Below are 23613 nucleotides of genomic sequence, written 5' to 3'. Positions count from 1 at the left end.
TTATAAGGGCAAATGGGATCAATACATCCAAGTGTTGTCGAAATCAAAGCCAATTGAAAATTCGATTTTTGTCGGGCGAATGGATTTGGGGAGGAATGATATGCCGATGGGCGTCATTTTTCGCCCGCCTTCTCCAAATTCGTTTTCGCCAATGCGATCCAATCCTCGGGCAAGATTCAGGGAGATGTTGAGTGGCAGAGAATTGAATAGTCGATTTGCCATGCGGAATTCCAATCCGACGCTTCGATCCCAAAAATCCCGTTTTTTGAATTTAGAAAAGGCAAAACCGTGCGCATTCCAAGCGGCTCCCACTTGGGCGTACAAATTCACAAACAAGTCCCGCGTTGAAAAAATCCAAAATGAATTTCGGAAGTCTTCAAAAATCGGAAAGAGATAATGGAGTTCTGCTTTAGCGGTTTTGAGTCCGCTGCGGTTGTAATCTTCGGTGCTTATCAAGTAGGGATAGCCTTCCAACAAAAGCGGTGTGTAATAATAGCTGTCTAAAGTGTCTTTGGCGTCTTTTGCGCTCCAAGCTCCGAGTCCGGCAACAGTTGCTCCAAAGGCAAATCGAGAACCTTGGAAAAGCGGCGAAGCGATGCTGCCGTGCATATTGAAATAGAAAGAATGGAGTGTGTAATTGCGATAAATCGGTTCGATTTTTCCTGAAGGGCTTATGGTAAAACTTTCTGAAAAGGTGCCTGGCCGATAAAGATCGGAATTGGCGAATTGATACACCGCAGAAATGCCATTTCCAATGCCTGCGGTATTGGTGCTTGTTGTGTTGTCGTCGCCTCCGTCTAATGAAACGCCAATCGATGCGGCGATGCGTTTTTGATAAGTCCATTCCAAATTGTCTTCGTATAAGTTGAAATTCGCCCAATCGTATCCGACAGAAGCGAACAAGCTGTCTCCTGCTTTAAAAACGCTGTATTTAGCCGAAGCCTCAAATGCGTTTAGAGGAACGGAATAATAAGAAGTGCCAATGGAATCTTCGTAGCTGCGGGGGTCTTCATAGCGCACGGTATCTTTAGATCGATAATTCATATTGGTATAGGAAAGTCCCAGAGTAATCGGTGTGGAATGATTTTCCAGTTCAATGCTGAACTCTCTTTCCATTTTGGGATTGATTCCGTCGCCGTTGATATAATCGAAACCAGTCCCCACTTCTAAAAGAAGCCCGGCAGAAAGAATGTTTTTCTTTAGCGGATCTGAAAGGCTCATGGCGATTCCGATTTTCGCTGCGGCTTGACCATCGCCTTTAACGGTGAAATCCGGAGAACGTTCTTGGATGATGAAGAGCGGCGCTAGTAGTAAAACAGTAGGAATGGGTTTGTAATTCTTCTCGGATCCGGCGTATTCAATGTCGGCAAATTCCAAATGAACATTGTTTTTGGAAGGAAGTTCTCCGGCGAGTACAAGGGGAGGATTTTTCATTTTTTGGATGATAGAATCCCGTTTTGTAATGATGGTATCTATTTTGCAAGGAAGCGGTTTTAAGGTAGAATCGGAAAGGGCGAAATTCAAACTGTCTTTAGAAACATTTAGAGAATCCGGCGTCGGCTGAAAATCGATGCCTTTGGAAGAATCCGCCTCGGTTAAGGAATCGGGAATAAGCGATGTCGTAGGAATTACCGTATCGGGGCACGATGTATAGGTGGTGTCGTAAAGGACGATGATGGAATCTTGGGTGGCATCATAGTCGGTAAGAGGAATGGAATACAGGGAAAAACCGTCTTGATCATAATTGATATAGTAAACGATGCTGGAATCGACGGCCGGACTAAATGCTCCGCCTAAAACATTTGTGATGGCGTGTTCTGTTCCGCCAGAAATTTTCTTTGTGTAGAGATTGAAAATTCCGGTTTGGTTGCTGGAATAGATGAGGGTTTCATTATCTATCCAATTCGGATCTCGTAAATCGACTCCGGGAATTTTTAAGTCGATTCGGTTGGAACCGTCGGCGTGAATAATCGCAATGCCTCGTTCTGCATCGTCAAAATAGCTGAAGGCGATTTTTTTCCCGTCGGGGCTGAATTTGGGCGTGTAGATGTTGTAGTAAAGAAAATTTTCGTCGGGGATAAAAATGTCTTGAATTTCTTCATTTTTTTGAACTCCAGAATCGGGGATGGCGGCTTTACTCAAGACGAATCGCGTTGAATGGGGTTCCCTTCTTGCGAAGACGATTTCTTTGCCGTCGGGCGAAATATCTGGATATACGGCATCGGCGAGAGTGGTCACGAGTTGATTATTTCCGTTGGTGTCGGCGATGGCTATGTCAAAATGGGCGTGCCCGTGGCGATCGCGTTTTTTGAAAGTCGTATAAGTAAGAATGGGTCCTCGTCCTTCGATTTGTCGGACGGAGATTCCTTTGTCAAACCAAGGCTTTTCAGGATGAAATCCATTGTCTGAAAATTGGGAAATGTCTAAAATGGAATCTTGCAAGGTAATGGAAATGCCGCTTGCGGAATCTGTTGCCGTTATGGAATCTTGGGCGTGAACGGGAATTTTAAAAACGTCTCCGTCAAACCAGGCTCCTCCAAAATTGGAAATGCCGTAAATATGTCCGCCCGATACGACAGGAAAGTCGTGGTAAAAAGCATCTTGAGTCCATTTTTTCCCGGAAATTAAAACTCCCAATTCTTCTTTTTGTTTGGTATAATGGCGGGTTATATCTTCTTTCCAATTTTTATAGAGGGAATCTTCGTCAATGCCTATCACTTTTTGGAGCGCAGCGGAAAGAGTTGCGCGGTAGGGTCTAGAAAGTTCAAACCAAATGTCGGGAACAGCTTTGGGACCGTATTTGGCATCGATGTAGCGAACCAGCGAAAAACCTTGAGTGTAGGGACCGAGTTCCGCTTTCAGGGAATTGTCTGCAAAATCATGCATGTAATTCAAATCGAGCAAGCTGTCGTTCAAAACAGCCGTGCGAAGAATCATGTCCCGGTGGGAATCCCAGCTGTCAAAACCCATACGCGCCGATTCAAATTGCGCAGTTCCTTCGGCAAACCAAAGAGGCTGTAATGTAAATGGAATGGTCAAAGATGCGTTTTCGGTACGGCGTTCATTGTAATAGTCGATATAAGAAAATTGCAGTCCGTAAAGAAAATGGGGAAGTTTGCTTCCGCTTTCGATGCTGACGAGATGCGAAAATTCATGAGTGATTACGTCTGTGACCCATGGGTGCGTGCTCCGCAATTTAAAATCCCAGTTAGACAAAAAAAGATTGACGGCGTTTTCGTTGGGAACTGCGGAACCATTCGCATACAAGGCGTTTTGAATGGAAACGTGAATGCGAAGCGGCATATCGATATGATAACGGGAAACGACGGAATCGTAAACGGCTTCTGCCGCCGAAGCGACGCGTCCTGCGTGAGTGCTGTATTCCGCTGGATAAATATAATGGAAGTGTTCAGACGTTGCAGTTTTCCATCGGATTTCGCTCTGATTGCCAGAAAAGGAAAGTTCGGCGGATGCGGCGAAACTGCAAAAGAGAAGAGAGGCGAAGATTGTCCGTATGATTTTCACAATAGATTTAAATATACAAACTCGGTGCTTTGTCAGCGCTTAAATCGTTTGTGAATTTCGGTCAGGGGAAGCCTCATTAAAGTCGGTCTGCCGCAAGGGGAACTCATGGGGTCTTGCGTCGCCAGAAGGGACGCCATCATCATGGTCATCTCCTCGACGCTCAATTTGTCTCCGGCATGAATGGCGTTGCTTTTTGCCCAAGCTTTGGCCCAAAGTTCTTGGGAAGGATTTTCGGGATTTTCGCCTTCAAAAACGTCTGCAAAAAGATTGTGCAAAGCCTCAACGGCTCGGGAAAAGGGAAGGTCTCGAGGAATTCCGCGAAGTTGGTATGTATTTTTTCCGAATAACTCTAGATGAAAGCCCAATTTATCTAAAATCGGCAACAAATGAGGAATAACGCTGGCTTCCGCTGCAGAGACGTCTATCATTTCTGGAAAAAGCAGTTCTTGGCTTTCTAAGGCGACTTCGGACTTTAAAGAGTCCAACGCTTGTTCATAAAGAATGCGTTGATGCGCCGCATTCTGATCGATAAGCAGCAGCCCTTCGCTGTCTTCACAGACCAGATAGGTATTTGCCAGTTGAAAAAATTGGGGCGGAGGCGTTTTATCTATCCGAGTGGGCGGTCGCAGGTTTTGCGGAGTTAGCGGAATAATGTTTCCGTTCTCCGGCAGGGAAAAGAGATCTTGAATGATGTCGTCGGGGTCAGGTGTCCGATATTTTTTAGGGGGCTCTTGAATGGTCTTGGGGGGAGTTTTTTGAACGGGAGCTGCAAAAGATGTCGGTTTGCTTTCATTAATCAGTTCAGACGTTGGCAAGGGAAAGTCGCGCTCGGTCTTGAAATTTTTGATTCCGACAACAGGAGCTTCAGGGGAAGTGCCCGTGTGAAACGGAACGGCGGGAATATCTTCTAACCGGATTATCGGATGCTCTTCGTCCGGTTTTTGAAAAGCGTCTCGAACGGCGTGGTGTACGGCCAAAAAAACATCGTTTTCGTTTGCGAAGCGGACTTCTCTTTTATTGGGATGGACGTTTACGTCGAAATCCAAGTCTGCCATTTCCAAGAAAAGTACGGCGATGGGGGAACTGGTCGTTCCGTAGGGTTCATAAGCTCGATTGACAGCCTTTGTCATAATCGGATTCCAAATCGGACGCTTTTGAACGTGGAAATACAACTTGCTCCGTTTGTTCTTTTGAATTCCTGGAGGCATAGCAAAGCCGGACACACGGATTCCCGCTTCTTCATAATCAACAGGAACCATGTCTTTGGCGATTCCTGCGCCAAGAGCTTCTGCGATCCGGCTGCGCAAGTCGTTTCCTTCTACGCCTGTAAAAACATCTCGCCCGTTTACTTTATAATCGAGCCTCACGTTGGGGTTGGCGATGGCGAGTCGGGTTACGGTGTCCAAAATGCGGGATGCTTCTAACGTATCGCTTCCTAAAAATGTCTTTCGGACTGGAGCGTTAAAAAAAAGATCTTCGATGAAAAAAGACGTTCCTCGAGGGGACGCGTCGGTGTAATGGGAGTCGGGAACGCCTCCGATTAAATGGACGGAATGCGCTTCGGCGCTATCTGCTGTACGACTTGTGATGGTCAGTTTGGAAACCGCGGCAATCGATGCGATAGCTTCGCCCCGAAACCCATTGGTTGCTAAATGAAAAAGGTCTTCTGCCGATTTCAGCTTGGATGTTGTATGGGGAAGATAGCAGATGTTCAGGTCGGCTTCATTCATTCCTTCGCCATTGTCTCGAACTAAAATGGACTTTTTTCCGCCGTCCGTAATTTGAATTTCGATTCGGGTTGCTTTGGCATCCAATGCGTTTTCGATGAGTTCTTTGATGGCGGATGCCGGGCGTTCGACAACTTCTCCGGCTGCAATTTGGTTTACAACTTCTTCGGGAAGGGGGTGAATTCGGGTTGTTTCCATGTATTGAAATATAGAAAACTTGCTAAAAAGCCCCAAAAAGAGGATGATTAGTCCTAGAAGGTGGCCAAAATTTAAATAAAAAATCTAAATTATGGCCATGTCGGAAAAAGAAAATAAAATCCCTAATGTTTTTTTGAAGTTGGCCTACAGCGAACTTCTTCTTTCCTTTAGTACCGAAGAACTTGTTCCTTTGGTACAGAGTTCAAACATTTCGAGCCGCAAGCTGATTGAAAACGCCTGGCGCGATGACGAATTGATCAGTGCAAGTGACAATGCGTTGATCTTGTCGGGATTTTCAAATTGGCTTCTCTCTAAAGGGCGGAATTTGGACGCCTTCGCCGATTCCATGTTTGGGAAGTTGAATCATTTGAATTCCGTTCCCAAGAGGGCGATCTTGCGTTCTTATTTGCCTTATATCCGTGATTTTTATGAAATGCAGGATCAGCGTCAAGGTATTTTGCGTTTGATAGAAAAACGGAATATGTTCCACGAAAATTTCGTATTTGTGGAAGGGGCTGCCGAAGGTAACGAACGTCACGATTTCTTGGTAAATCAAGGCCATAAGGCTGGCGGTCAGCCGTCGTCGATATATTCTTCGTGGCTTTTGCGTTTTATGCAGAACTCTCCGCGCTTGCTGGATCTCCCCGCGTTTGAAAAAATGCAGGTTTATGCCTGTGAATACCCTGCGGACGAAGCTTTGCTCGGACGTCTAGGCGGCGGCTTGGAAGGCGATATTTTCTATGTAAGCGGAATCGCTGTCGGCAAGTTGGTGAAGTTTTCGGAATGCTTGGAAAAGCATCCAATTAATAGGGACCTTTCGAAATATGCGGACTGCCTTTGTGTTCGTGCGGATACGGATGTCATTGACACGTTTACGGGAACGCATTTGCTCTATAAAGATCGCTATTATAGTGCGCCGGTTACTTTGGCTGAATTTGTTTATGCAAAAGATGCCCACGTTAAAGATCCTTTTGCCGGTCTGATTTCTGCACTGGTTCAAGATGAATACAATGCGTGGACTCCGGTACAAAAAGCGCATGATGAACTTTTGCATAAAATCAATCATGTCGCGGAAATCATCTATTATGAAGCGGACGATTCTATTTCGGTCAATGGCAAGCATTTGATGCGTAATGTTCCTGCTCGAATTTTGCGTAATATCTTGCGGGAATATAAAAGCACTGGTCGTGAAGAATTTGAAAACCGTGAATTCAAGCGCGATCCGGAAATTTGCATCGATTCGGTGAATCCGAACTTTGAAAGCCGCTTGAATCGAGTCGTTGATCATCTGGAAAAAATCGCTGACGTGATGGGTTTGAACCGTCATCGCCGCGGAGGCTTCCGGTTTGAGCCGCATTGCCATATTGAGTTCCGCGAAGAACCTGCAATTGTTCGCAAATCGAAAAAATAAGCAATAAGTAATGGTTCTGCTTGAGGTTCCATTTCTATATTGGGAATAGAAATTTGGCGGAAAGGTAAATCCTCTAACAACTCTATCATTGCTCCCCTCCTGGTAAGTTCGGGGTTCAATCCGCCAGCTTTTAAGAGTTCCGTGTTCATCACGGAACTTTTTGTATAAGCTGAAAACGATTGACTCGCCGGTAGTTCTGTAAAAGTCTTTTGGCTGTCAAGAGAAAAAGAATAAGCGTCGATGCCATTTGGATTGCATTTATTGAAACCAAAAAGTGCCGAAAGAGTTTTTGTGGACGGATTTTATGTAAAATCCTATTCGCGTTTCTTAAAGTTTACGAACAAATGAAGCGGAACATTTTAGATTTGGGCTTGTATGGAGACGATTTTTTATTACGATAATTATCGGGATTTTTTGAGAGATTCGCATGATGTCAAAAATCGTGCTTGTTTTTCTTGGAGGGCGATTTCGCATCGCGCTAAAATCAACAATCCGAATTTTTTGCGGCAAGTTATGCTGGGCGGGAAAAATTTGAGTCTGAAAACGATAGAACCGGTGGGAAAGGCTCTTGGTCTTCGCGGTGAAGAATTAGCATACTGGTTTGAGTTGGTCAATTACTGTCAGTCTGAACCCGGTGAAAATCGAGAAAGGCTCCGTTTGGAACTCGCCAAAATGAAAGGTTCTATTCGTCCGGTACAAATTTCTTCGGGGTTGGCCGAGTATTATGGGCGTTGGTATATTCCCGTTATTCGAGAGTTGATTGCTTTGTACGATTTTCGGGATGATTTTGAATTGCTCGGACTATCGCTGGTTCCGCCGATTTTGGAAAGGGAAGCTCGTTATGCTGTTCAGGTCTTGGAAAAATTTCATTTTATTGTGAAAGATGAAAAAGGGAAATGGGTGCAGACGGAAAAGGCTCTTCGCAGTGGAACTTCTTGTGAAAGTTCGTGTTTATTGCGATACCATCAGTGGATGTTGGAAAAAGCGGCGCAATCTTTAACTCATTGCAATAAAGAAGAACGTCTGGTGTCGGGAATGACAATGGGAGTTTCTAAAGATTGTTATCAAATGATTTTAGCGGAATTTAAAAAGTTCAAGAATTGTGTTGCGGCACTTGTTCAAAATGATTCTCAAAGCGATAGGGTGATGAATTTGTCGATGCAGATATTTCCTGTTGGTATTGTTGGAGGGAAAGGAAAATGAAAAACTTGAATTCAGAAATAGGAGTGGAAATTTTTACGATTGCCGTTTGGGCGGAATATTTTGGAGGAACTAGCGAACATGAAAATGTTCTTCGGCGGAAATAGAGTTTTTCTTTGCTGGAGAATTTTAGAAGCCTGCTTTCAAAAAGAATAAAAATTATTTTTGAGACATGAGAAAAATATTTTTGTTCCTTTTACTTTTTACGGCGTCTCTTTTGGCTCAAGAAGATTCTACGGTGGAGATTTCTTCGGCTTCTAGCGATTCGGTTTCGCCGTTGAGTGTTGAACAAGAAATTTTGGCGGAACCGGTTCCTGCTACTGAAATGGTTCGCCGAGCTAGAACGTTGCTTTTGCGAGCTTTGCAGGAAAAGGACAAAGAACGAGCCACTCGTTTTGTGCATTTTTTAGACGGCCAGTATTCGGATAATGTTTGTTCTTTTTCGGGAATGGAAAAGGGACTCGTATTTTTGCATTTGGGCGTATATGATGCCGCTTTGACTTTGCTTGTTCAGGAACGCCGACTTTTGGGATCGGGTTCTAGACGGGCGGAATCGCGGGAAGAACGCTGTGTCGCAGAAGTTTTAAACGCTAATTGGAAAACGGCGAGTATCATTCAAGATGAACTGTTTTTGTATTTGAATCAATTTTATGCACGGCAATCGCAAAAGCAAGATAGCCTCGTGTCCGTTATTCAGGAATCTACTGTTGATGTGTTTTTTAAAGAAGCGGCTCCTGCTTTTTTGCCGGTGATTTTCACCATTTCATGGGGAAACGCCGAAGACCGTGCGATTCGCCATCTGCTGCATTCTGGAACGGCATTTGTGCAAAAATACCCGATGGATGAAAATGGACGCTGGTTGGAACGCTATTTTTTGGAACCATTTGAGAAGCGTTTTCAGAAAACGCCATCGACGACGCAAGACCCGATTCAAAATCATTTATATGGTAAAAGCGTAGGCTTTGAATTTTTATCCGGCATCGGCTTTTTGACGGGAGATTTGAAAGACGAGTTTCATCATCGATTTTGGGATTACGCTTTTGCGGTTCCCATTCAAATTTATCGTGTCGTATTTACGCCGTTTATTTCCTTTGGTTGGATAGAAACGCGAAATAACCGGAAATTTTCTGACGTACTGTGGGAAAAGGATAGTGAATTGCTGGTTTATGAAGGCGGAGTGTCTGTCGGTGTTGTGGCTTGGGATAGCCGTTATATCAAATTGGAACCGTTTGTTGGGATTGCTACGGCAAGCGCCTCTTTGCCGGAAAATAGTTATGATTACTATTACTACGCCAATAAGCCGAATAATAATTATCACTTGTTGCGGGATCATATTGAAACCAATAACTCGTTGGCTTTTTTAGCGGGCATTGCCGGAGAAGTTAGGCTGGTGACGATTTGTAGGCGCGACGTGGAAGCTCCGCTAAATTCCATTTCGCTTCGAGTCAAATATACCGCTAGTTTCTTGGAGCATGATTTCGGTTATCAAAAAATGGAAGGCCTGTCGCATAAAGTACAGGCCGGTGTCGGATTTTTCATCTGGTAGCGTTGAAAATTGTTATTCTTTCTCGCTTGTAAATTGATAGCTTATTTCGCCTTTTTTAGAAAGTCCGTAATTTTTTCGGGCGATGGATTCGATATAAAAAGAATCTTTAAGCAGCCGCTCTTCTTCGTGTTTGCGAATTTCCAGCTCCGTTTTTAACGAGTCGATTTCCGCTTCTAGCCGAATCACTTGATTTTTCATTTTTTGCTGCCGCCATAAACCGATTTTTCCAAAGGAAAATGTCCAGGCCAAAGACGCTGTTACCACAATGAGGCCGACGGCGATAAAAAGAAAAATTTTCTTTTGCAGGTTCAACGGTTTACTCCGGAATAGAAAAATGAAAAGCATCGCCGTCTTTGGAATGAACCAGTCCGGCGATTTCTAGTTCAGTCAATATAGCTAAAATCTGAGAAATCGGAAAAGAGCTGTTTGCGCATAAATCGTTTAACGAGTGGGTGAAGCCCGCATTTTGGTCGAATAATTTTTGGGCACTTTCCGAAAGGCGAATTCCCATGCCGGGTAGATTTTGGGGAGAAATGTCTGTCAAGCGTCGTGCGCCACAGAGGTCGGAAAAATCATTTGGATTCCATACGGGTTCTGCAATTTTTTGAGAGATCAGCCGATTAGGCCCTTGCGCCGTTTCAGAAAGAAGACTGCCAGGAACGGCTAGAATTTTTCGCTTCAGTTTTTGTGCGTATTCTACAGTCAGCATGCCGCCGCCGCGATCCTTGCTTTCGATGAGCGTAACGCTTTTGGAAAGTCCCGCAATGATCCGGTTCCTTTGCGGAAACATAAAAGCCAGCGGTGGAGTTCTTCCGGGATATTCCGAAATAATAGCGCCGCCGCTTTCCAGAATTTTTTCGGCGACGATTTTTCGGGAACCGCCGATTTCCAGTTCGATTCCTTGGGCGATGACAGCCACGGTTGGAATTTTGTAAAAAAGCGCGGATTGATGACAGTAGCTGTCAATGCCTTGCGCAAGACCGGAGAGAACGACGGCATCTGTGCCTTGGAGATTGCGAATCAGTTTTTGACAGATGGTTTCTGCATTTGGGCTTGGCCTTCGTGTGCCGACCATCGCTATCCACGAAAGATGAAAATCGGGTAGAGAACCTCGGTAGTATAAAACTTCGGGCAAGTGAGGGATTTGACGAAAGTCGTCGGGAAAATTTTTGCGCTCCAGCGTATGGACGGGGAAATAATTAATTTTGCTTGTCATGAAATACTCCTTTGATGATTTAGTTCGGATAATGAAACGTTTACGTTCTTCGGAGGGTTGTCCCTGGGATCGTGCGCAGACCACACAAACGCTTTTGCCTTATTTGGTGGAAGAAACTTCGGAATTTATCGACGCGGCTCAAGCTCATGACAAATCCCAAATGTGCGAAGAATTGGGCGACGTTTTGTTGCAGGTCGTGTTTCATGCGCAGGTGGCCGAAGAAAACGGGGATTTTAAAAGCGATGACGTGACGGATGCGATTTGCCGGAAAATGATTCGTCGGCACCCTCACGTATTTGGAAATGCCCATGCGGAAAATGCGAAAGAAGTTTCCGCTCGCTGGGAAGAAATCAAAGCGAAGGAAGTCATGGATGCGAGCAGGACGGAGATGTCGGCGATGGACAAGGTTTCCCGCAGCATGCCGACACTTTCCCGTGCGCAAGAGATGGGCCGCCGTGCCGCCAAGAATGGATTTGATTGGAAGGAAAATGCAGAAGTATTGGATAAAGTGCACGAGGAATGGAATGAGTTTTTGGCCGAATATCAAAAGGCTCCGGAAGAGTCTGGGCGTCTGGAACGCATGGAGGATGAATTCGGCGACTTGCTGTTCACTCTTTGCCATTTGGCGCGTCATTTGGGATTGAATGCGGAAATGGCGCTGCTTCGGGCGACTCGAAAATTTGACATTCGCTTTCGAATGCTGGAAAGCATCGCTCGGAAAAAACACCCGCAAAAATCCCTCAAGGAATATTCTCCCGGGGAGTTGCTCGCCCTGTGGAGCGAGGCCAAAACGGCGACTAGTCAAAAATCAGATTATTGACGGAAAGACCTACAAAGAAGACGAACAGATAGCCGTACCAGAGAATGGTGAGCGGGTAATCCAGCATCCGCTTGGTTTTGCTTTCGATGGCCTTGTTCTTTTCGGCGATACGAATCAGATTCCGTTTCAGGAAAAAGAAGGTTCCAGCGGTGCCGATAAGGCTTGCGAGAATGAGCAAAAAGATGGAAAGCATGAATTAAAGATAAAAATCGCCGCGGATTTTGGGAATCCGGTTGCCCGTTTTCATTATTTTTTCTCTATTTGATGTCGTTGACGGTTCGTTTATGGAAACGATCCTTTCTTTTAATGAGGTGTATTTGGATACACAAGAAAAATTGAATGCGCTGATTGCTGCGGCTTGCGATGCCGTCCAGGTGGAATTTGTCGAATGCGACAGATTTAAGGCGGGAAAGCGTGAAATTCTTCGGATTTACATTGATAAAGAGGGCGGAGTCGATGTGGAGGACTGCGCAAATGTCAGCCGTCGGCTTTCAGAAGCTCTCGATGAGGATGAAACGCTTATCGAAGGAGCGTTTACGCTGGAAGTCTCCTCTCCGGGGATCGACCGTCCCCTCAAGTCTATGCGGGATTTTGAACGCAATCTGAATAGCCTGCTGCGTATAACCCGGGAAACGGGCAAGCCGATTACGGGAATTCTGATTGCTGCAGATGAACAAAATTTAACCCTCTCGGTGAAAGGCGTGACGGATGCGGTCTTGGTTCCGCGGTCCGAGATCCTCTCCGCGAAAGTAGAAGTTCAATTCTAAAATAAAGGCTCTTATGACAACGAAGACTAAGGAACCCAAAATCAATCTGCTCGAGGCTTTAAAAACAGTCGTCGATACCAAAAACATTGACGATTCCATTGTAGAAGGAGCTCTCAAAGACGCTCTGATTACGGCGGCTCGCAAATATCTGAATATCGATAAACATTTTGATGTCAATATCGATGAAGAAACGAATGAAATTTCGATAGCGCTGGTTGTCGATATTGTGGATGATTATCCGGACTACGACCCGTCGCTTTCTGCAGAAGCCGTTCAGGAAATGGACGAGCATTATATGCTGATTGAACAAGCCCGTGATTTGAATCCGGATGTTCAGCCGGGAGACCATTTGGAAATGGAACTTCCCGTTTCTGCTTTTGGTCGCCAAGCGATTCAGACCGCCAAGCAGTACTTAATTCAGCGCATTCGCGATGCAGAACGCAGCAAAATTGTGGATACCTATCGCAATCGTATCGGCTCTATTGTGAATGGCGAAGTCTTGCGGATTGAATCCCGCAATGCGATCGTGTCCATCGGTCGTCAGACGGAAGCGGTGCTCCCTTACAGAGACCAGTTGCCCAAGGAGCGATTCCAGCAGGGCAGTTCTGTCAAGGCTGTGATCAAAGATGTCGCCGAGTCCGCCAAAAATGGTGCGCAGGTGATTCTTTCCCGTACAAGCGACATGTTCCTTTATGAACTGTTCCGTCAGGAAGTCCCCGAAATTTTTGATGGCACCGTGGAAGTTAAAGGCGTTGTCCGGGATCCGGGTTTCCGTGCAAAAATTTCTGTTTCGGCGCGCGATGCTCGGATTGATCCGGTCGGTGCGTGTGTCGGAATGCAGGGCGCCCGAGTAAAAGCGATTGTCCGTGAATTGGGCAATGAACGGATTGATATTGTACATTGGAATCCGGATTTGATCACGTTTATTCGCCACGCCCTTTCTCCGGCGAATATCGTCAAGTATTTTGAAGTGCCTGGAACTCGTCGCATTGTGATTGTGATTGCGGATGAAGATCTCGCTCAGGCGATAGGTCGCAATGGGCAGAATGTAACGCTGGCGACTAGGCTGGTGGAACATGATTTGGACGTGTTTGGCGAAAAAGAATGGTCCGAAAAAAGCGATGAAGAAAAACAGAAAATTTTGACGCCTCGCCAGAAAGAACTCGTGGAATCCGAGGACTTCCATTCTGCGGAAAATTCTCCGTTCAAGGAAAATTCCGAAAATGTTTCCGAATCGCCTGAAGAAACGCCTGAAACCGAAAAGAGTGAACCGGCACAGGTGGATGAGTCTCAAGAGGCAGACGAATCACAGGTTTAAGGAATAGCCTATTGGAGCAAAAGCATAGATGAGTAATGAAATCAAAATCACCCCGGGTGAATGGGCTAAAAAACGCGGCGTAGATCCCAGCCGAGTTGTTGCGTTGCTGCATGATAATGGCGTGCAGGTGTTGACTCCGTTCAGTCCGGTTCCCCAAATGGCTTTTGCTTCGATAGAAGCTCAAGTTCTGGAAGAAAAAGCGAAAGCGGAAGCGCGCAAGGCAAAGGCCAGCAGTTTACGCAAGAATGTGAAAAAGAACGCTCCGGACGAAAAAGAAGCTCCCGCAGCCACGCCGTCGCAACCTGCGGCTCCGTCTAGCGGTCGGAGAACTATCACCGGGAAATTTATGGGTGGTAGCATTCGTGTTACACGAGATGCTCGTTCTACAGTCAAACCTTCCAAGCCTGTTCCGTCTATTCCGAAGGCGGCTCCGATTTCGGCACCCAAGCCTGTCGTTGCTCCTGTGGTAAAACCGGCTGCGGTTAAAACGAATGAGGTTAAAACAGATCCTGTTAAACCGTCCGTTTCAGAACCGGCAAAATCGGCTCCGACTCCTGCTCCGGTGGCAAAACCGGCTGCAGCTCCGGCAGTCGCTCCCAAAGTCAATGCGGTTCCGGTGGGCGGTCTTCGCCAAGTCGGAATGAAAGCTCAGGTATTTAAACCAGATGCGGCAATTCTTGCTCGAATTGAAAAATCTCGTCAGCAGGCTGCGGCTCAACATCGCGGTCGTGGAAATAACGCTTCGGGCGGCTACAATGCGGGGCATTTTGGCCAAAACGGAAATAATCGCAATGGTCAGGGTGCTAATTCGCATTATCGGGGAAACGCCGGTCAGCAGGGAACGGGACGTTCTTTTGGCGGCGGGACTCGCGGGGGGCATTTCCCGGGCCAGAATATGCAGGATGTTTTTGCCAATGCGCAAAACAATCCCAATGCCGGTTCCAATCGTTTTGGTGGTTCTTCTGCGGGGCGTAATGATAAAAACAAGCGCGGTAAAAATGGCCGAGACAATAAAGACGGTCGTTTTGAACAGCGCGAACAGCAAGATTCCATTCGCCAGAATGTTTCCCGCGTGATGGCGTCTCTTTCGAAGAATCCTGTGAAAAAAGTCTATCACAAAGACAAGGCGGCTTCTTCGGACGGAGAACAGAAGAAAATTTTGAAGACGTCGGATTTCATCACTGTCGGCGAACTCGCTGGAATGATGGATCAGATGCCGGCGCGAGTCATTGCGAAGTGCATGGAAATGGGTATGATGGTGACCATCAACGCCCGCTTGGATTTTGAAACGATTCAAGTTCTTGCCGATGAATTTGGCTACGACGCCCAGTTGATGGAAGAATATGAAGAGGAAGTTCTTGGCGTTGACGACAGCCAGGCCGAGGATTTGGAACCGCGGCATCCTGTTGTGACGGTAATGGGACACGTGGACCATGGTAAGACTTCGCTCTTGGACTGGATTCGTAAGACTCATGTCGTTTCTGGAGAATCGGGCGGCATTACCCAGCACATTGGCGCTTATGAAGTAACGACTTCTGTTGGTAAGGTGACTTTCTTGGATACGCCGGGTCACGAAGCGTTTAGCGCGATGCGTGCTCGCGGTTCTCAAGTTACCGACGTAATCGTTCTGGTTGTTGCTGCAGACTCGATGGTGATGCCGCAGACGGTGGAATCCATTGAACTTGCCAAGCGTGAAAAAGTCCCGCTGGTTGTCGCGATTACCAAAATGGATTTGCCGACCGCCAACCCGGACAAAATCCGTGCGCAACTCGCGGAACGCGGTGTCGAAGTGGAACAGTGGGGCGGTAACGTCAGCTGTATTGAAGTTTCTGCTCGCACAGGCGAGGGAATGCCGCAGCTTTTGGAAACTCTGGCCCTGGAAGCGGAAGTGTTGGAACTGAAAGCGTCCAAATCCGCTCATGCCCGAGGTGCCGTTGTCGAATCCAAATTGGATGCGGGCAAAGGCTCTATGGCGACAATTCTTGTTCAGAATGGAACCCTCCATATTGGCGACCCGTTTGTTTGCGGTGTTTACGCTGGCCGTGTCCGTGCGATGTTTGACGATCGCGGCAAGCAGATGAAGAGCGCCGGGCCTTCGGCTCCGTGCCAGGTCTTGGGCTTTGATGGAACTCCGCAGGCTGGCGATGAGCTTACCGTGGTCGAAGACGAAAAGACCGCGCGTGAAATTGCATCGAAGCGTCGTATGGCGGCCCGTGAACGCGATTTGCGTGCTCGCAAGTCCATTTCTCTAGAATCCACTTATGAAGGCGTCAAGAACGGAACGATTTCCGAACTCAATTTGATTATTAAGGCGGACGTGGGCGGATCTTCCGAAGCGATTGCCGCTAGCCTGGAAAAACTGTCGAATAGCGAAGTCAAAGTCAATATCATTCGTAAGGGTGTCGGTGCCATTACGGATTCCGATATCCTGCTCGCTTCGACTTCTCAGGCGGTAATCATCGCGTTCCATCTGATGCCGTCCTTCTCCATTCGTGAAATGGCGCAGAAAGAAGGCGTTCAGATTAAGAACTACCGGATTATCTACGAAATTATTGACGACATCAAGAATACGGTCGAAGGCCTTTTGAAGCCGACGACTCGCGAAGAACTGACGGGCGAAGCCGAAATCCGCCAGCTGTTCAAGATTCCCAAAGTGGGAATTATTGCCGGCTGTATGGTTACGGACGGCGAAGTGGACCGCAACAGCCGTGTGCATGTCTATCGCGATGGCGTAGAACTTGGACAGACCGTGGTGCAGTCGCTGAAACGCCTCAAGGACGATGTCAAGTCGGTTTCTCGTGGCTTTGAATGCGGTATCGGATTGAAGGGCTATGACAACATGAAGGAAGGCGATACGCTGATGTTCTTCAAGGAAGTGACCGTGGCTCGAACTCTTGCGGATGTCGCTCGGGATGAAGCTGCTGCCAAAGCCGCTGCTGCCGAGAAGAAAGACGCGGAAAAGGATTCCGATGCGTAAATCACATAGCCATAGCAATCGGCGAGTACCTCGCACCACGCGCTTGGACGAACAATTTCGTGAAGAGATCGCGAAGCTCCTGATGAAGGGGCTGAAAGATCCGCGAATCGGTTTTGTTACGATCAATCGCGTGGAGATTACGAATGACTTGAGCTATGCAAAAGTTTTTGTCTCTGTCCTTGGTTCGGACAGGGAAAAAGCTTCCTCGTTAATCGCTCTCCGAAATTCTGCCGGATTCATTCGCACTTATCTGGGCAAGGCTCTTAAAATTCGCAAGATTCCGCAGCTTTCCTTTATTTTGGATGAAAGTCTGGATCATGCGATGCACATTGAAGAAATCCTTGCGGAATTGAAGGACTCAGGTGAACTCTGAAAATTCTGCTTCCGGCTTGATTTTGCTCGATAAAGCGGCGGGCGTTACTTCTTGTAACGCCCTTTTTCCGATTCGCAAAATTTTTCAAACGCGGCGCGTTGGCCATGCGGGATCGCTGGATATGCGGGCTTCTGGCTTGATTGTTGCAGCGGTGGGAAGGGCAACGCGTTTGCTGCCGTTTGTGGAAGCCGCCGAAAAGACTTATTCTTTTGTCGCCCATTTTGGCTATTCCACGCAAACGGATGAATGGGATGGCGCTTTAGTCCATCAAGATCCGGACACGTCGCCGATTTCAACGGAACAAGTGCAATGCATATTGCCTCAATTCATCGGCGAAATCGAACAGATTCCCCCGGATTACAGCGCGGTCAAACTGAACGGCCATCGGGCTTCGGATTTGAAACGCAAAGGGCGACAAGTTGAATTGAAAGCGCGGAAAATTTTCATTCGCCATTTGAATTTGGATGGAGTTGCCGAAGCGCCTGATGGTGTTTCCGGGCGGGTTCGTTCTTCGTATCGATTTACTTGCGATTGTTCAAAAGGCACCTATATCCGTTCGCTGGTGCGAGATATGGCGAACGCTCTGGGGACATTTGGCGCGGTTTCGGGCATTCGACGCTTGCGCATTGGGCACTTGTCCATCGAACAGGCGGTTCTGCCGGAAAATTTGAATGCGGGTTCCCTTTTAAAACCTCAGGACTGTATGAAATTTCCAGTCGTGGAATTGACGGACAGGCAAGTTGTCGCCTTGCGGAACGGGCGTTTAATCACTTGGAACGGTTCGGAGATCGTTTTAGAGAAAGATGCTCCCAATATGATTTTGGCTGTCGGTCGGGACGGCGAATTGAAAGCGGGCTGTTCCTTTGAAAACGGCAAGCTTGCCCCGAAGTTTTATTTGGGAAGTGACGATGCTTGATTTGGTTGCGCGTGCGGTAACGGTCGGCAATTTTGACGGCTGTCATTTGGGGCATCAGGAAGTGTTCCAGATTTTGCGAACCGAAGCAAAGGCTCGTGGTTTGGTGCCGACGGTCGTTTCCTTTGAACCGCATACGCGTCATGTTCTGGGCATTCCCGGGCATCCGGCTCTGCTGACGACGACCGAAGAAAAATCTTTTTTTGTGCGCTCTTTAGGATTGGATTTTGTGGCGTTGCCATTTTCCCGTCAAGTTGCTGAACAGCCATTTCAGCAATTTTTCCAAGAAAAAATTCTGGGCGAACTGAATACGAAATTTTTGGTGCTAGGACACGACCATCGTTTTGGTGCAGCGGGCAAAGGCACTTTTGACGCCATCATCGCCGCATTTCCCGATGTTTCTGCCATTCAGGTTTCGGCAAAATATAAAGACGGAGAAATTCTCAGTTCGTCTCGAATCCGGAATGCTCTGGAAAACGGGGCTGTTGAACGTGCGACGACTTTTCTCGGTCGGCCATATCGAATCCACGGGATTGTCGTAGATGGCAAGCATCTTGGCCGGACTATCGGCTTCCCTACGGCGAATGTGCAAACGGGCGCATTCAAATTGATTCCCAAATACGGCTCTTACGCCGCGGTCGTTCGCTTGCAAAATTCAACGGCGCATCGGGCGGTGGTCAATATCGGTCGCCAGCCGTCTATCGGGGATTTACCGCTCGCTATTGAAGCGCACATTTTGGATTTTAACCAAAATATCTATGGACAGTCGATGGATGTGGACTTGGTCGCATTTATCCGACCGGAGCAAAAGTTCGATTCCCTTGACGATTTAAAACGCCAGATTGGGATGGACGCGGATTTCGCTCGGAATATCTAGTTGCTGGGACTTTCAGATTTTATTATCTTACAGCGCACCACCAGATGTCGTATTTCTGGGGAACCGGGCGAGAACCGCCCACCAAAGGAAAATATTATGTCTCAAATCGAACTCACTTTCCCCGATGGCTCCGTACGTTCCGTAGCATCGGGCACCACCGGCCTTGAAATCGCGAAAGGCCTTTCCGAAGGACTCGCCCGTAAAGCTCTTGGCGTCAAATTGGGGAACAAGGTTCTGGACCTTTCCCGTCCGCTGACCGAAAGCGGCACCATCAAAATTATCACGCCGAACAATGACGACCCGGATGCCTTAATGCTCCTGCGCCACAGCTGCAGCCATGTGCTCGCCGAAGCCATCTGCGATTTGTTTCCGGGGACAAAGTTGGCGTATGGCCCCGCCATCGAAAAAGGTTTCTATTACGATTTGATGACGCCGACGCCGATTAAGGAAGAAGATTTCCCGAAAATCGAAAAGCGCATGAAGGAAATCATCAAGGAAGATCGCCCGTTTACTCGTATCGAAGTCAGCGGCGAAGAAGGCTTGAAGCGTACCGAAGGCGATAAATACAAGACAGACAATGCGGAGCGCGCCCTTGCCCGCGAAAATTCGGATGGCACGTTGAGTTTTTATGTTACAGGCGAACCGGGAAAAAATTGGGAAGACTTGTGTGCGGGTCCCCATGTGCCGAGTACGGGAAAACTCAAAAGTTTCAAAATTCTTTCCCTCTCCGGCGCTTACTGGCACGGCGATCAGAAAAGCGACCAGCTGACCCGCGTTTACGGAACCTGCTTTGCCGACAAGGAAGGCCTTGAAATCTATGTCAAGCAGCTGGAAGAAGCCGCCAAGCGCGACCATCGGAAAATCGGCAAGGAAATGGACCTTTACCACATCGAAGACCACTCTCCGGGAATGGTGTTCTGGCATCCGAAGGGAACCAAGATGGTCAATGCCCTCAAGGATTATATCCGTGGGAAAATCGACAATCGCGGCTACCAGGAAGTGATTACGCCGGAAATCGTGAACAAGGTTTTGTGGTTGAAATCCGGGCACGCCGACAAATACAACGAGAACATGTTCAAAACGATGGCGGGCGACGTGGAAATGGCGGTGAAGCCGATGAATTGCCCCTGCCACATTTTGATTTTCAATTCCCAGCTTCGCAGCTGGCGGGATTTGCCTATGCGCCTTGCGGAATTTGGCAAGTGCCATCGCTACGAACCCGCAGGAACCATGCATGGTTTGATGCGCGTCCGCGGATTTGTTCAGGATGACGCACACATTTTCTGCACCGAAGACCAGATTGCAAGCGAAGTCGCCAACTTCTGCGCCCTAGTCAAGGAAATCTACCACGACTTTGGGTTTGACGATGTCAAGGTCAAGTTCTCGACCCGTCCGGCAAAACGCGTGGGTTCGGACGAACTTTGGGACAAGGCGGAAGCCTCGCTGGAACAGGCGACAAAGCTGGCTGGACTCGACTATGAACTGAATCCGGGCGAAGGCGCTTTCTATGGCCCGAAACTGGAATTCACTTTGAAGGATTCTCTCGGTCGTGACTGGCAATGCGGAACGATTCAGGTGGACTTCAACTTGCCTATGCGTCTCGGTGCGGAATATGTCGGCAAGGACAACCAGAAACACGTTCCTGTGATGCTCCACCGTGCGGCAGTCGGTTCCATTGAACGTTTCCTCGGCATCCTCATCGAAGAGTTCATGGGCGATTTTCCGCTGTGGCTCGCTCCGGTGCAGGCCCGCGTGCTCCCGATTTCCGAGAAGTTTGTTGACTATGCCAAGCAGGTCGAGAAGGAACTCGTGAACGCCGGCGTCCGCGTGGAAGTCGACGAAAGCAACGAGAAACTCGGCTACAAGATCCGCCAGTGCGAATTGCAGAAGGTGCCGTACCTCCTCATCGTGGGTGAGAAGGAAGTTGCCGATGGTGTCGTGTCCGTGCGTAAGCGTAAGGACGGCGACAAGGGCAACATGAAGGTCGCAGACTTCCTCAAGATGACGGAAGACGACCGCAAGGTTGTTCGCTAAGTTCCCTGAGCCTGTCGAAGGGAACGCATCAGCGAGTCTTCCTGAGCGGAACGCCGTAAGGCGTGAAGTCGAAGGATCCAGAACATTAAAGACCGTAGCAATAAATGCTGCGGTCTTTTTTGTGTATGGAGGAGAAAGCCTGGTACTAAAGTCCCAACTGCTCGGCTCAATCATGCCAGCCCGCTAGCGGTCTGTCGCGATGCTCGCCTTATGCAGTTGTCCCCTGGTTCGCACTTCGTTGCACACCAGCCCTTCTAGCGGGTGATCAGACGCCGCCAGAGCCTGCCCCGGACTCGTTCCGGGGCAACACCCAGACTTACCCCGCCCATCCGCCCAAAACAGAAGACCATTGCTTTATCAACAATGGTCTTCTGAAAAATATGTCCAACGTTTAAATTTCAAACAGTTTCATTTCCTGCTCTGTAAGCGGACGTCCCAAACTGTTTGAATAGGCAATTGCTTCATGCAAACGGAAATGACGCTCGGTTGGAGACTGTTCGGTTAAACGACCGTCAGAAAACTCTTCTCCGAAGCGGTCAAAATTTTCTCGCAGCGTATTACTCTTGCGTGAAGCAACGACGGGTTCGAGTTCTGCTACAATCATATTATGCCTCCTCGGGGAAATAGGTTTTGATTAGTTTTAATGCTCCATAGCTGTCTATGTACATTTTTTGAGAATCGATGTTTCGCGCTCCTAAAGTTTCACGATAATGTTCTACAAGGTTCGTTTTCGCAGTAAACTGAACATAGCCCTCGTTACCGACATCCCAGCTTAGTTTGCAGGCTATTGCAAAGAGGTGCGCTCCTACACCTTTGTATTTCCCTAAATGTCCGATATTCTCTGGAGCTGCTTCTACGATATCTACATGCGTATAGAATTGATCGCGGATGTGTTTTAGGGCGATCATCCCCTGCACTTGTGGGTCGCCTTTTAACAGTAGCTCGTAAACCTCATAATTATGTTGATGGGGAATGCTCCAATCGAATTTCCATCCTTTTCGTTGTAGTGCTGCTGCATCCTTTTTTGAAATAGTTTTTAGGACAAGTCGAAATTCGGTATCGAGTTGCTCTCCAGTTTCTCGGCACACTAGGCAATTCGTTAGGGAATCTATTTGGATGTCAATTTCCATTGGGTTGCATTATCCTTATCATCTTAAATATACCTTTTTCGCCCCATAAAGGCAAGTTTTAGGGAGGTCCATTTCAAGTAGGAATAGCCCGTTTGCTTTACAAAATGGCACAAATTCGCCGTTTTCTACACAAAATTGCTCCTTTTTGTAGACTTTTTGGTCATTCCGCATAATTTTATGTTATTTTTAAAGAGTAAAGGAGTTTTTGCTCTTGTTCTCACCTTGAAATCAGCAAATTTCGAATGAACGGGAACAAGACGAACGCTCACGCAGGTATGCCGTTTTGCGGTATGCTTCAGTTTGTCATACCGACTTTTTAGTCGGTCTTTGGTCGTATGACCAAGGGCAACAGCCCGTTTGGGGCGTGGGTCGTTTGTATTTATCGTTCATTAGGCATGCTGAGCCTCAAGGTGGTAAATGCAACGATCTGCGCCTTTTTTTGTGCCCCCACAAAATTTGGTGTGATATCCTTGCAGAATGGGAGTAAACCTCTTGTAATGAAAGAGGCTTGGTTCTATGGGAATAGCTAGGTATGTGTTTCAAAATTGCATAAAGCAACTTTTGCTTTTTATGCTGACTATTTCGTGTGCTTGCGTTTATGCAGGCTCATTCGCTGATTCCAGAGATGGCGAACATTACACTACGGTTAAGATAGGTCGTAGCGAATGGATGGCGGAAAATTTGCGATATAAAGTTCGCGGGAGCCGTTGTATCAATGACATACAGAAATTGTGTGGATTAGGACGGTATTACAATTTTGATATGGCTGAACAGGCTTGTCCAAGAGGTTGGCACCTTCCCTCTAAAAAGGAATGGAACGATATTTTTGATAACGTTGATAGAAACTTTGGCATAGTTCTTCTAGGACATTGTTATGAAGAAGATCGCTGCTTTGATACGGATAAAACGGCTGTTTTTTGGACTTCTAGCGATGACAATAATTCTTGGACGAATGGAAGACGAAGCGATAGTTTTCTAAAAAGTATGGTTCCACGAAGGCAAAAGGCGTTTGCTGTTCGCTTTGAAGCCGTGCAGGGGATTTTTATCAATCCACCACACTCTTTTCTTAAGGACGGCTATTACTTCAATGTGCGGTGCATGAAAGATTAAAAGTTTAAACAATCAACAAGAGGTACAACATGAATTTTCTTGATTACATCACTTCTGCAGAAAAAACGCCGATTCGCGTCTTAACATCTTGGCAACGGAATACGGACGTTTCAAAATTGAAAATTGAGCCTGATTTAAAGCGCTTTTATTCAGTATGTGGAGAAATTCCTGTTGCGCCTGTTTTAATTGTACATACAAAAGCAGATGGTCTTATTGCACCTGATGTAAAACATAGAGATCGTGAAATTGCTCAAAATATCAATCTTTCGTGGATACAAATTATGCGAATTAATGAAGATAGCTCGCTAAATTGTGTAACATCAAATGAAAAATTATTCGAGATAGACGATTCGTTCAAGGAAGCTTTTGCCGAGGTTTTTGATTTCCTCACATGGGATGAGTTTCTTGATGAGAAAGGATGTATAAACCACGATTCTTTACAGTTGATTAACAATAGAATTTGAAGGAGGC

General features: G+C 47.0%; 20 protein-coding genes. 13 read left to right on the top strand and 7 right to left on the bottom strand.

Translation table 11 applies throughout. The features are described from left to right. Nucleotides 1-18 precede the first annotated feature (18 nt). A complete protein-coding gene (locus B5D40_RS04265) occupies nucleotides 19-3525 on the bottom strand; it encodes a TolB family protein (protein ID WP_078775906.1) in 3507 nt (1168 codons plus the stop codon). Nucleotides 3526-3557: 32 nt separating this feature from the next. Further along, complete coding sequence (gene mutL, locus B5D40_RS04260; protein WP_078775905.1) at nucleotides 3558-5450, bottom strand: DNA mismatch repair endonuclease MutL; 1893 nt, start codon at nucleotides 5448-5450, stop codon at nucleotides 3558-3560. A 97-nt stretch (nucleotides 5451-5547) separates the two neighbouring features. Here mutL and B5D40_RS04255 point away from each other — a divergent pair, with 97 nt between their 5' ends. The 3 genes from B5D40_RS04255 (at nucleotide 5548) to B5D40_RS04245 (ending at nucleotide 9607) form a co-directional block, all read left to right on the top strand. After that, the gene (locus tag B5D40_RS04255; RefSeq protein ID WP_143394445.1) at nucleotides 5548-6861 is read left to right on the top strand and encodes a hypothetical protein; all 1314 of its coding nucleotides are present in this window, start codon (nucleotides 5548-5550) and stop codon (nucleotides 6859-6861) included. A 375-nt stretch (nucleotides 6862-7236) separates the two neighbouring features. Then, entirely contained in the window at nucleotides 7237-8064 is an 828-nt protein-coding gene (locus B5D40_RS04250) for a TIGR02147 family protein (protein WP_078775903.1), read from the top strand. A gap of 169 nt (nucleotides 8065-8233) precedes the next feature. Next, nucleotides 8234-9607 (top strand): hypothetical protein, encoded by a 1374-nt coding sequence (locus B5D40_RS04245; RefSeq protein ID WP_078775902.1) that lies wholly within the window; start codon nucleotides 8234-8236, stop codon nucleotides 9605-9607. Between the two features lie 12 nt (nucleotides 9608-9619). Here B5D40_RS04245 and B5D40_RS04240 read toward each other — a convergent pair whose 3' ends face one another. Further along, complete coding sequence (locus B5D40_RS04240) at nucleotides 9620-9919, bottom strand: FtsB family cell division protein (protein ID WP_158222140.1); 300 nt, start codon at nucleotides 9917-9919, stop codon at nucleotides 9620-9622. A 4-nt stretch (nucleotides 9920-9923) separates the two neighbouring features. Beyond that, a complete protein-coding gene (locus tag B5D40_RS04235) occupies nucleotides 9924-10823 on the bottom strand; it encodes a DNA-protecting protein DprA (protein ID WP_078775900.1) in 900 nt (299 codons plus the stop codon). Between B5D40_RS04235 and mazG the strand changes: the two genes are divergently transcribed. Next, nucleotides 10822-11643, top strand: a complete 822-nt coding sequence (gene mazG / locus B5D40_RS04230; protein WP_078775899.1) for a nucleoside triphosphate pyrophosphohydrolase — start codon at nucleotides 10822-10824, stop codon at nucleotides 11641-11643. The genes B5D40_RS04235 and mazG overlap by 2 nt on opposite strands. Here the strand turns inward: mazG and B5D40_RS04225 are convergent. Continuing rightward, on the bottom strand, nucleotides 11621-11836 hold the full coding sequence (locus B5D40_RS04225) for a hypothetical protein (protein WP_078775898.1): 216 nt from the start codon (nucleotides 11834-11836) through the stop codon (nucleotides 11621-11623). The genes mazG and B5D40_RS04225 overlap by 23 nt on opposite strands. Nucleotides 11837-11927: 91 nt before the next feature. Between B5D40_RS04225 and B5D40_RS04220 the strand changes: the two genes are divergently transcribed. From B5D40_RS04220 to thrS, 7 genes are all read left to right on the top strand, one after another. Further along, complete coding sequence (locus B5D40_RS04220; RefSeq protein WP_073305404.1) at nucleotides 11928-12410, top strand: ribosome maturation factor RimP; 483 nt, start codon at nucleotides 11928-11930, stop codon at nucleotides 12408-12410. A 13-nt stretch (nucleotides 12411-12423) separates the two neighbouring features. Next, the gene (gene nusA / locus B5D40_RS04215; protein ID WP_078775897.1) at nucleotides 12424-13728 is read left to right on the top strand and encodes a transcription termination factor NusA; all 1305 of its coding nucleotides are present in this window, start codon (nucleotides 12424-12426) and stop codon (nucleotides 13726-13728) included. A 28-nt stretch (nucleotides 13729-13756) separates the two neighbouring features. Beyond that, on the top strand, nucleotides 13757-16705 hold the full coding sequence (infB, locus tag B5D40_RS04210) for a translation initiation factor IF-2 (RefSeq protein WP_078775896.1): 2949 nt from the start codon (nucleotides 13757-13759) through the stop codon (nucleotides 16703-16705). After that, entirely contained in the window at nucleotides 16698-17078 is a 381-nt protein-coding gene (gene rbfA, locus B5D40_RS04205; RefSeq protein WP_073305398.1) for a 30S ribosome-binding factor RbfA, read from the top strand. The genes infB and rbfA overlap by 8 nt, the downstream gene beginning before the upstream one ends. Continuing rightward, entirely contained in the window at nucleotides 17068-17994 is a 927-nt protein-coding gene (truB, locus tag B5D40_RS04200; protein WP_078775895.1) for a tRNA pseudouridine(55) synthase TruB, read from the top strand. Before rbfA ends, truB begins: the two co-directional genes overlap by 11 nt. After that, on the top strand, nucleotides 17987-18868 hold the full coding sequence (gene ribF / locus B5D40_RS04195) for a riboflavin biosynthesis protein RibF (RefSeq protein WP_073305394.1): 882 nt from the start codon (nucleotides 17987-17989) through the stop codon (nucleotides 18866-18868). The genes truB and ribF overlap by 8 nt, the downstream gene beginning before the upstream one ends. Before the next feature lie 96 nt (nucleotides 18869-18964). Further along, complete coding sequence (thrS, locus tag B5D40_RS04190; RefSeq protein ID WP_078775894.1) at nucleotides 18965-20902, top strand: threonine--tRNA ligase; 1938 nt, start codon at nucleotides 18965-18967, stop codon at nucleotides 20900-20902. Nucleotides 20903-21293: 391 nt separating this feature from the next. On the opposite strand, the gene B5D40_RS04185 is transcribed toward thrS, so the two are convergent. Together B5D40_RS04185 and B5D40_RS04180 are read right to left on the bottom strand one after the other, a co-directional pair. Next, nucleotides 21294-21506 carry a hypothetical protein gene (locus B5D40_RS04185; protein ID WP_078775893.1) on the bottom strand — a complete coding sequence of 71 codons (213 nt, stop codon included), beginning with the start codon at nucleotides 21504-21506 and terminating at the stop codon, nucleotides 21294-21296. A 1-nt stretch (nucleotide 21507) separates the two neighbouring features. After that, a complete protein-coding gene (locus B5D40_RS04180) occupies nucleotides 21508-22032 on the bottom strand; it encodes a hypothetical protein (protein WP_078775892.1) in 525 nt (174 codons plus the stop codon). 570 nt (nucleotides 22033-22602) lie between these two features. Between B5D40_RS04180 and B5D40_RS04170 the strand changes: the two genes are divergently transcribed. Both B5D40_RS04170 and B5D40_RS04165 read left to right on the top strand, forming a co-directional pair. Further along, entirely contained in the window at nucleotides 22603-23142 is a 540-nt protein-coding gene (locus B5D40_RS04170; RefSeq protein WP_158222139.1) for an FISUMP domain-containing protein, read from the top strand. Nucleotides 23143-23171: 29 nt separating this feature from the next. After that, entirely contained in the window at nucleotides 23172-23606 is a 435-nt protein-coding gene (locus B5D40_RS04165) for a hypothetical protein (RefSeq protein WP_078775889.1), read from the top strand. The last annotated feature ends 7 nt before the right edge of the window (nucleotides 23607-23613 follow it).

Source organism: Fibrobacter intestinalis (genome assembly GCF_900167415.1).
In the GTDB taxonomy this organism is placed as follows: Bacteria; Fibrobacterota; Fibrobacteria; order Fibrobacterales; family Fibrobacteraceae; genus Hallerella; species Hallerella intestinalis.
This window is presented reverse-complemented; position numbering and strand designations above follow the sequence as displayed.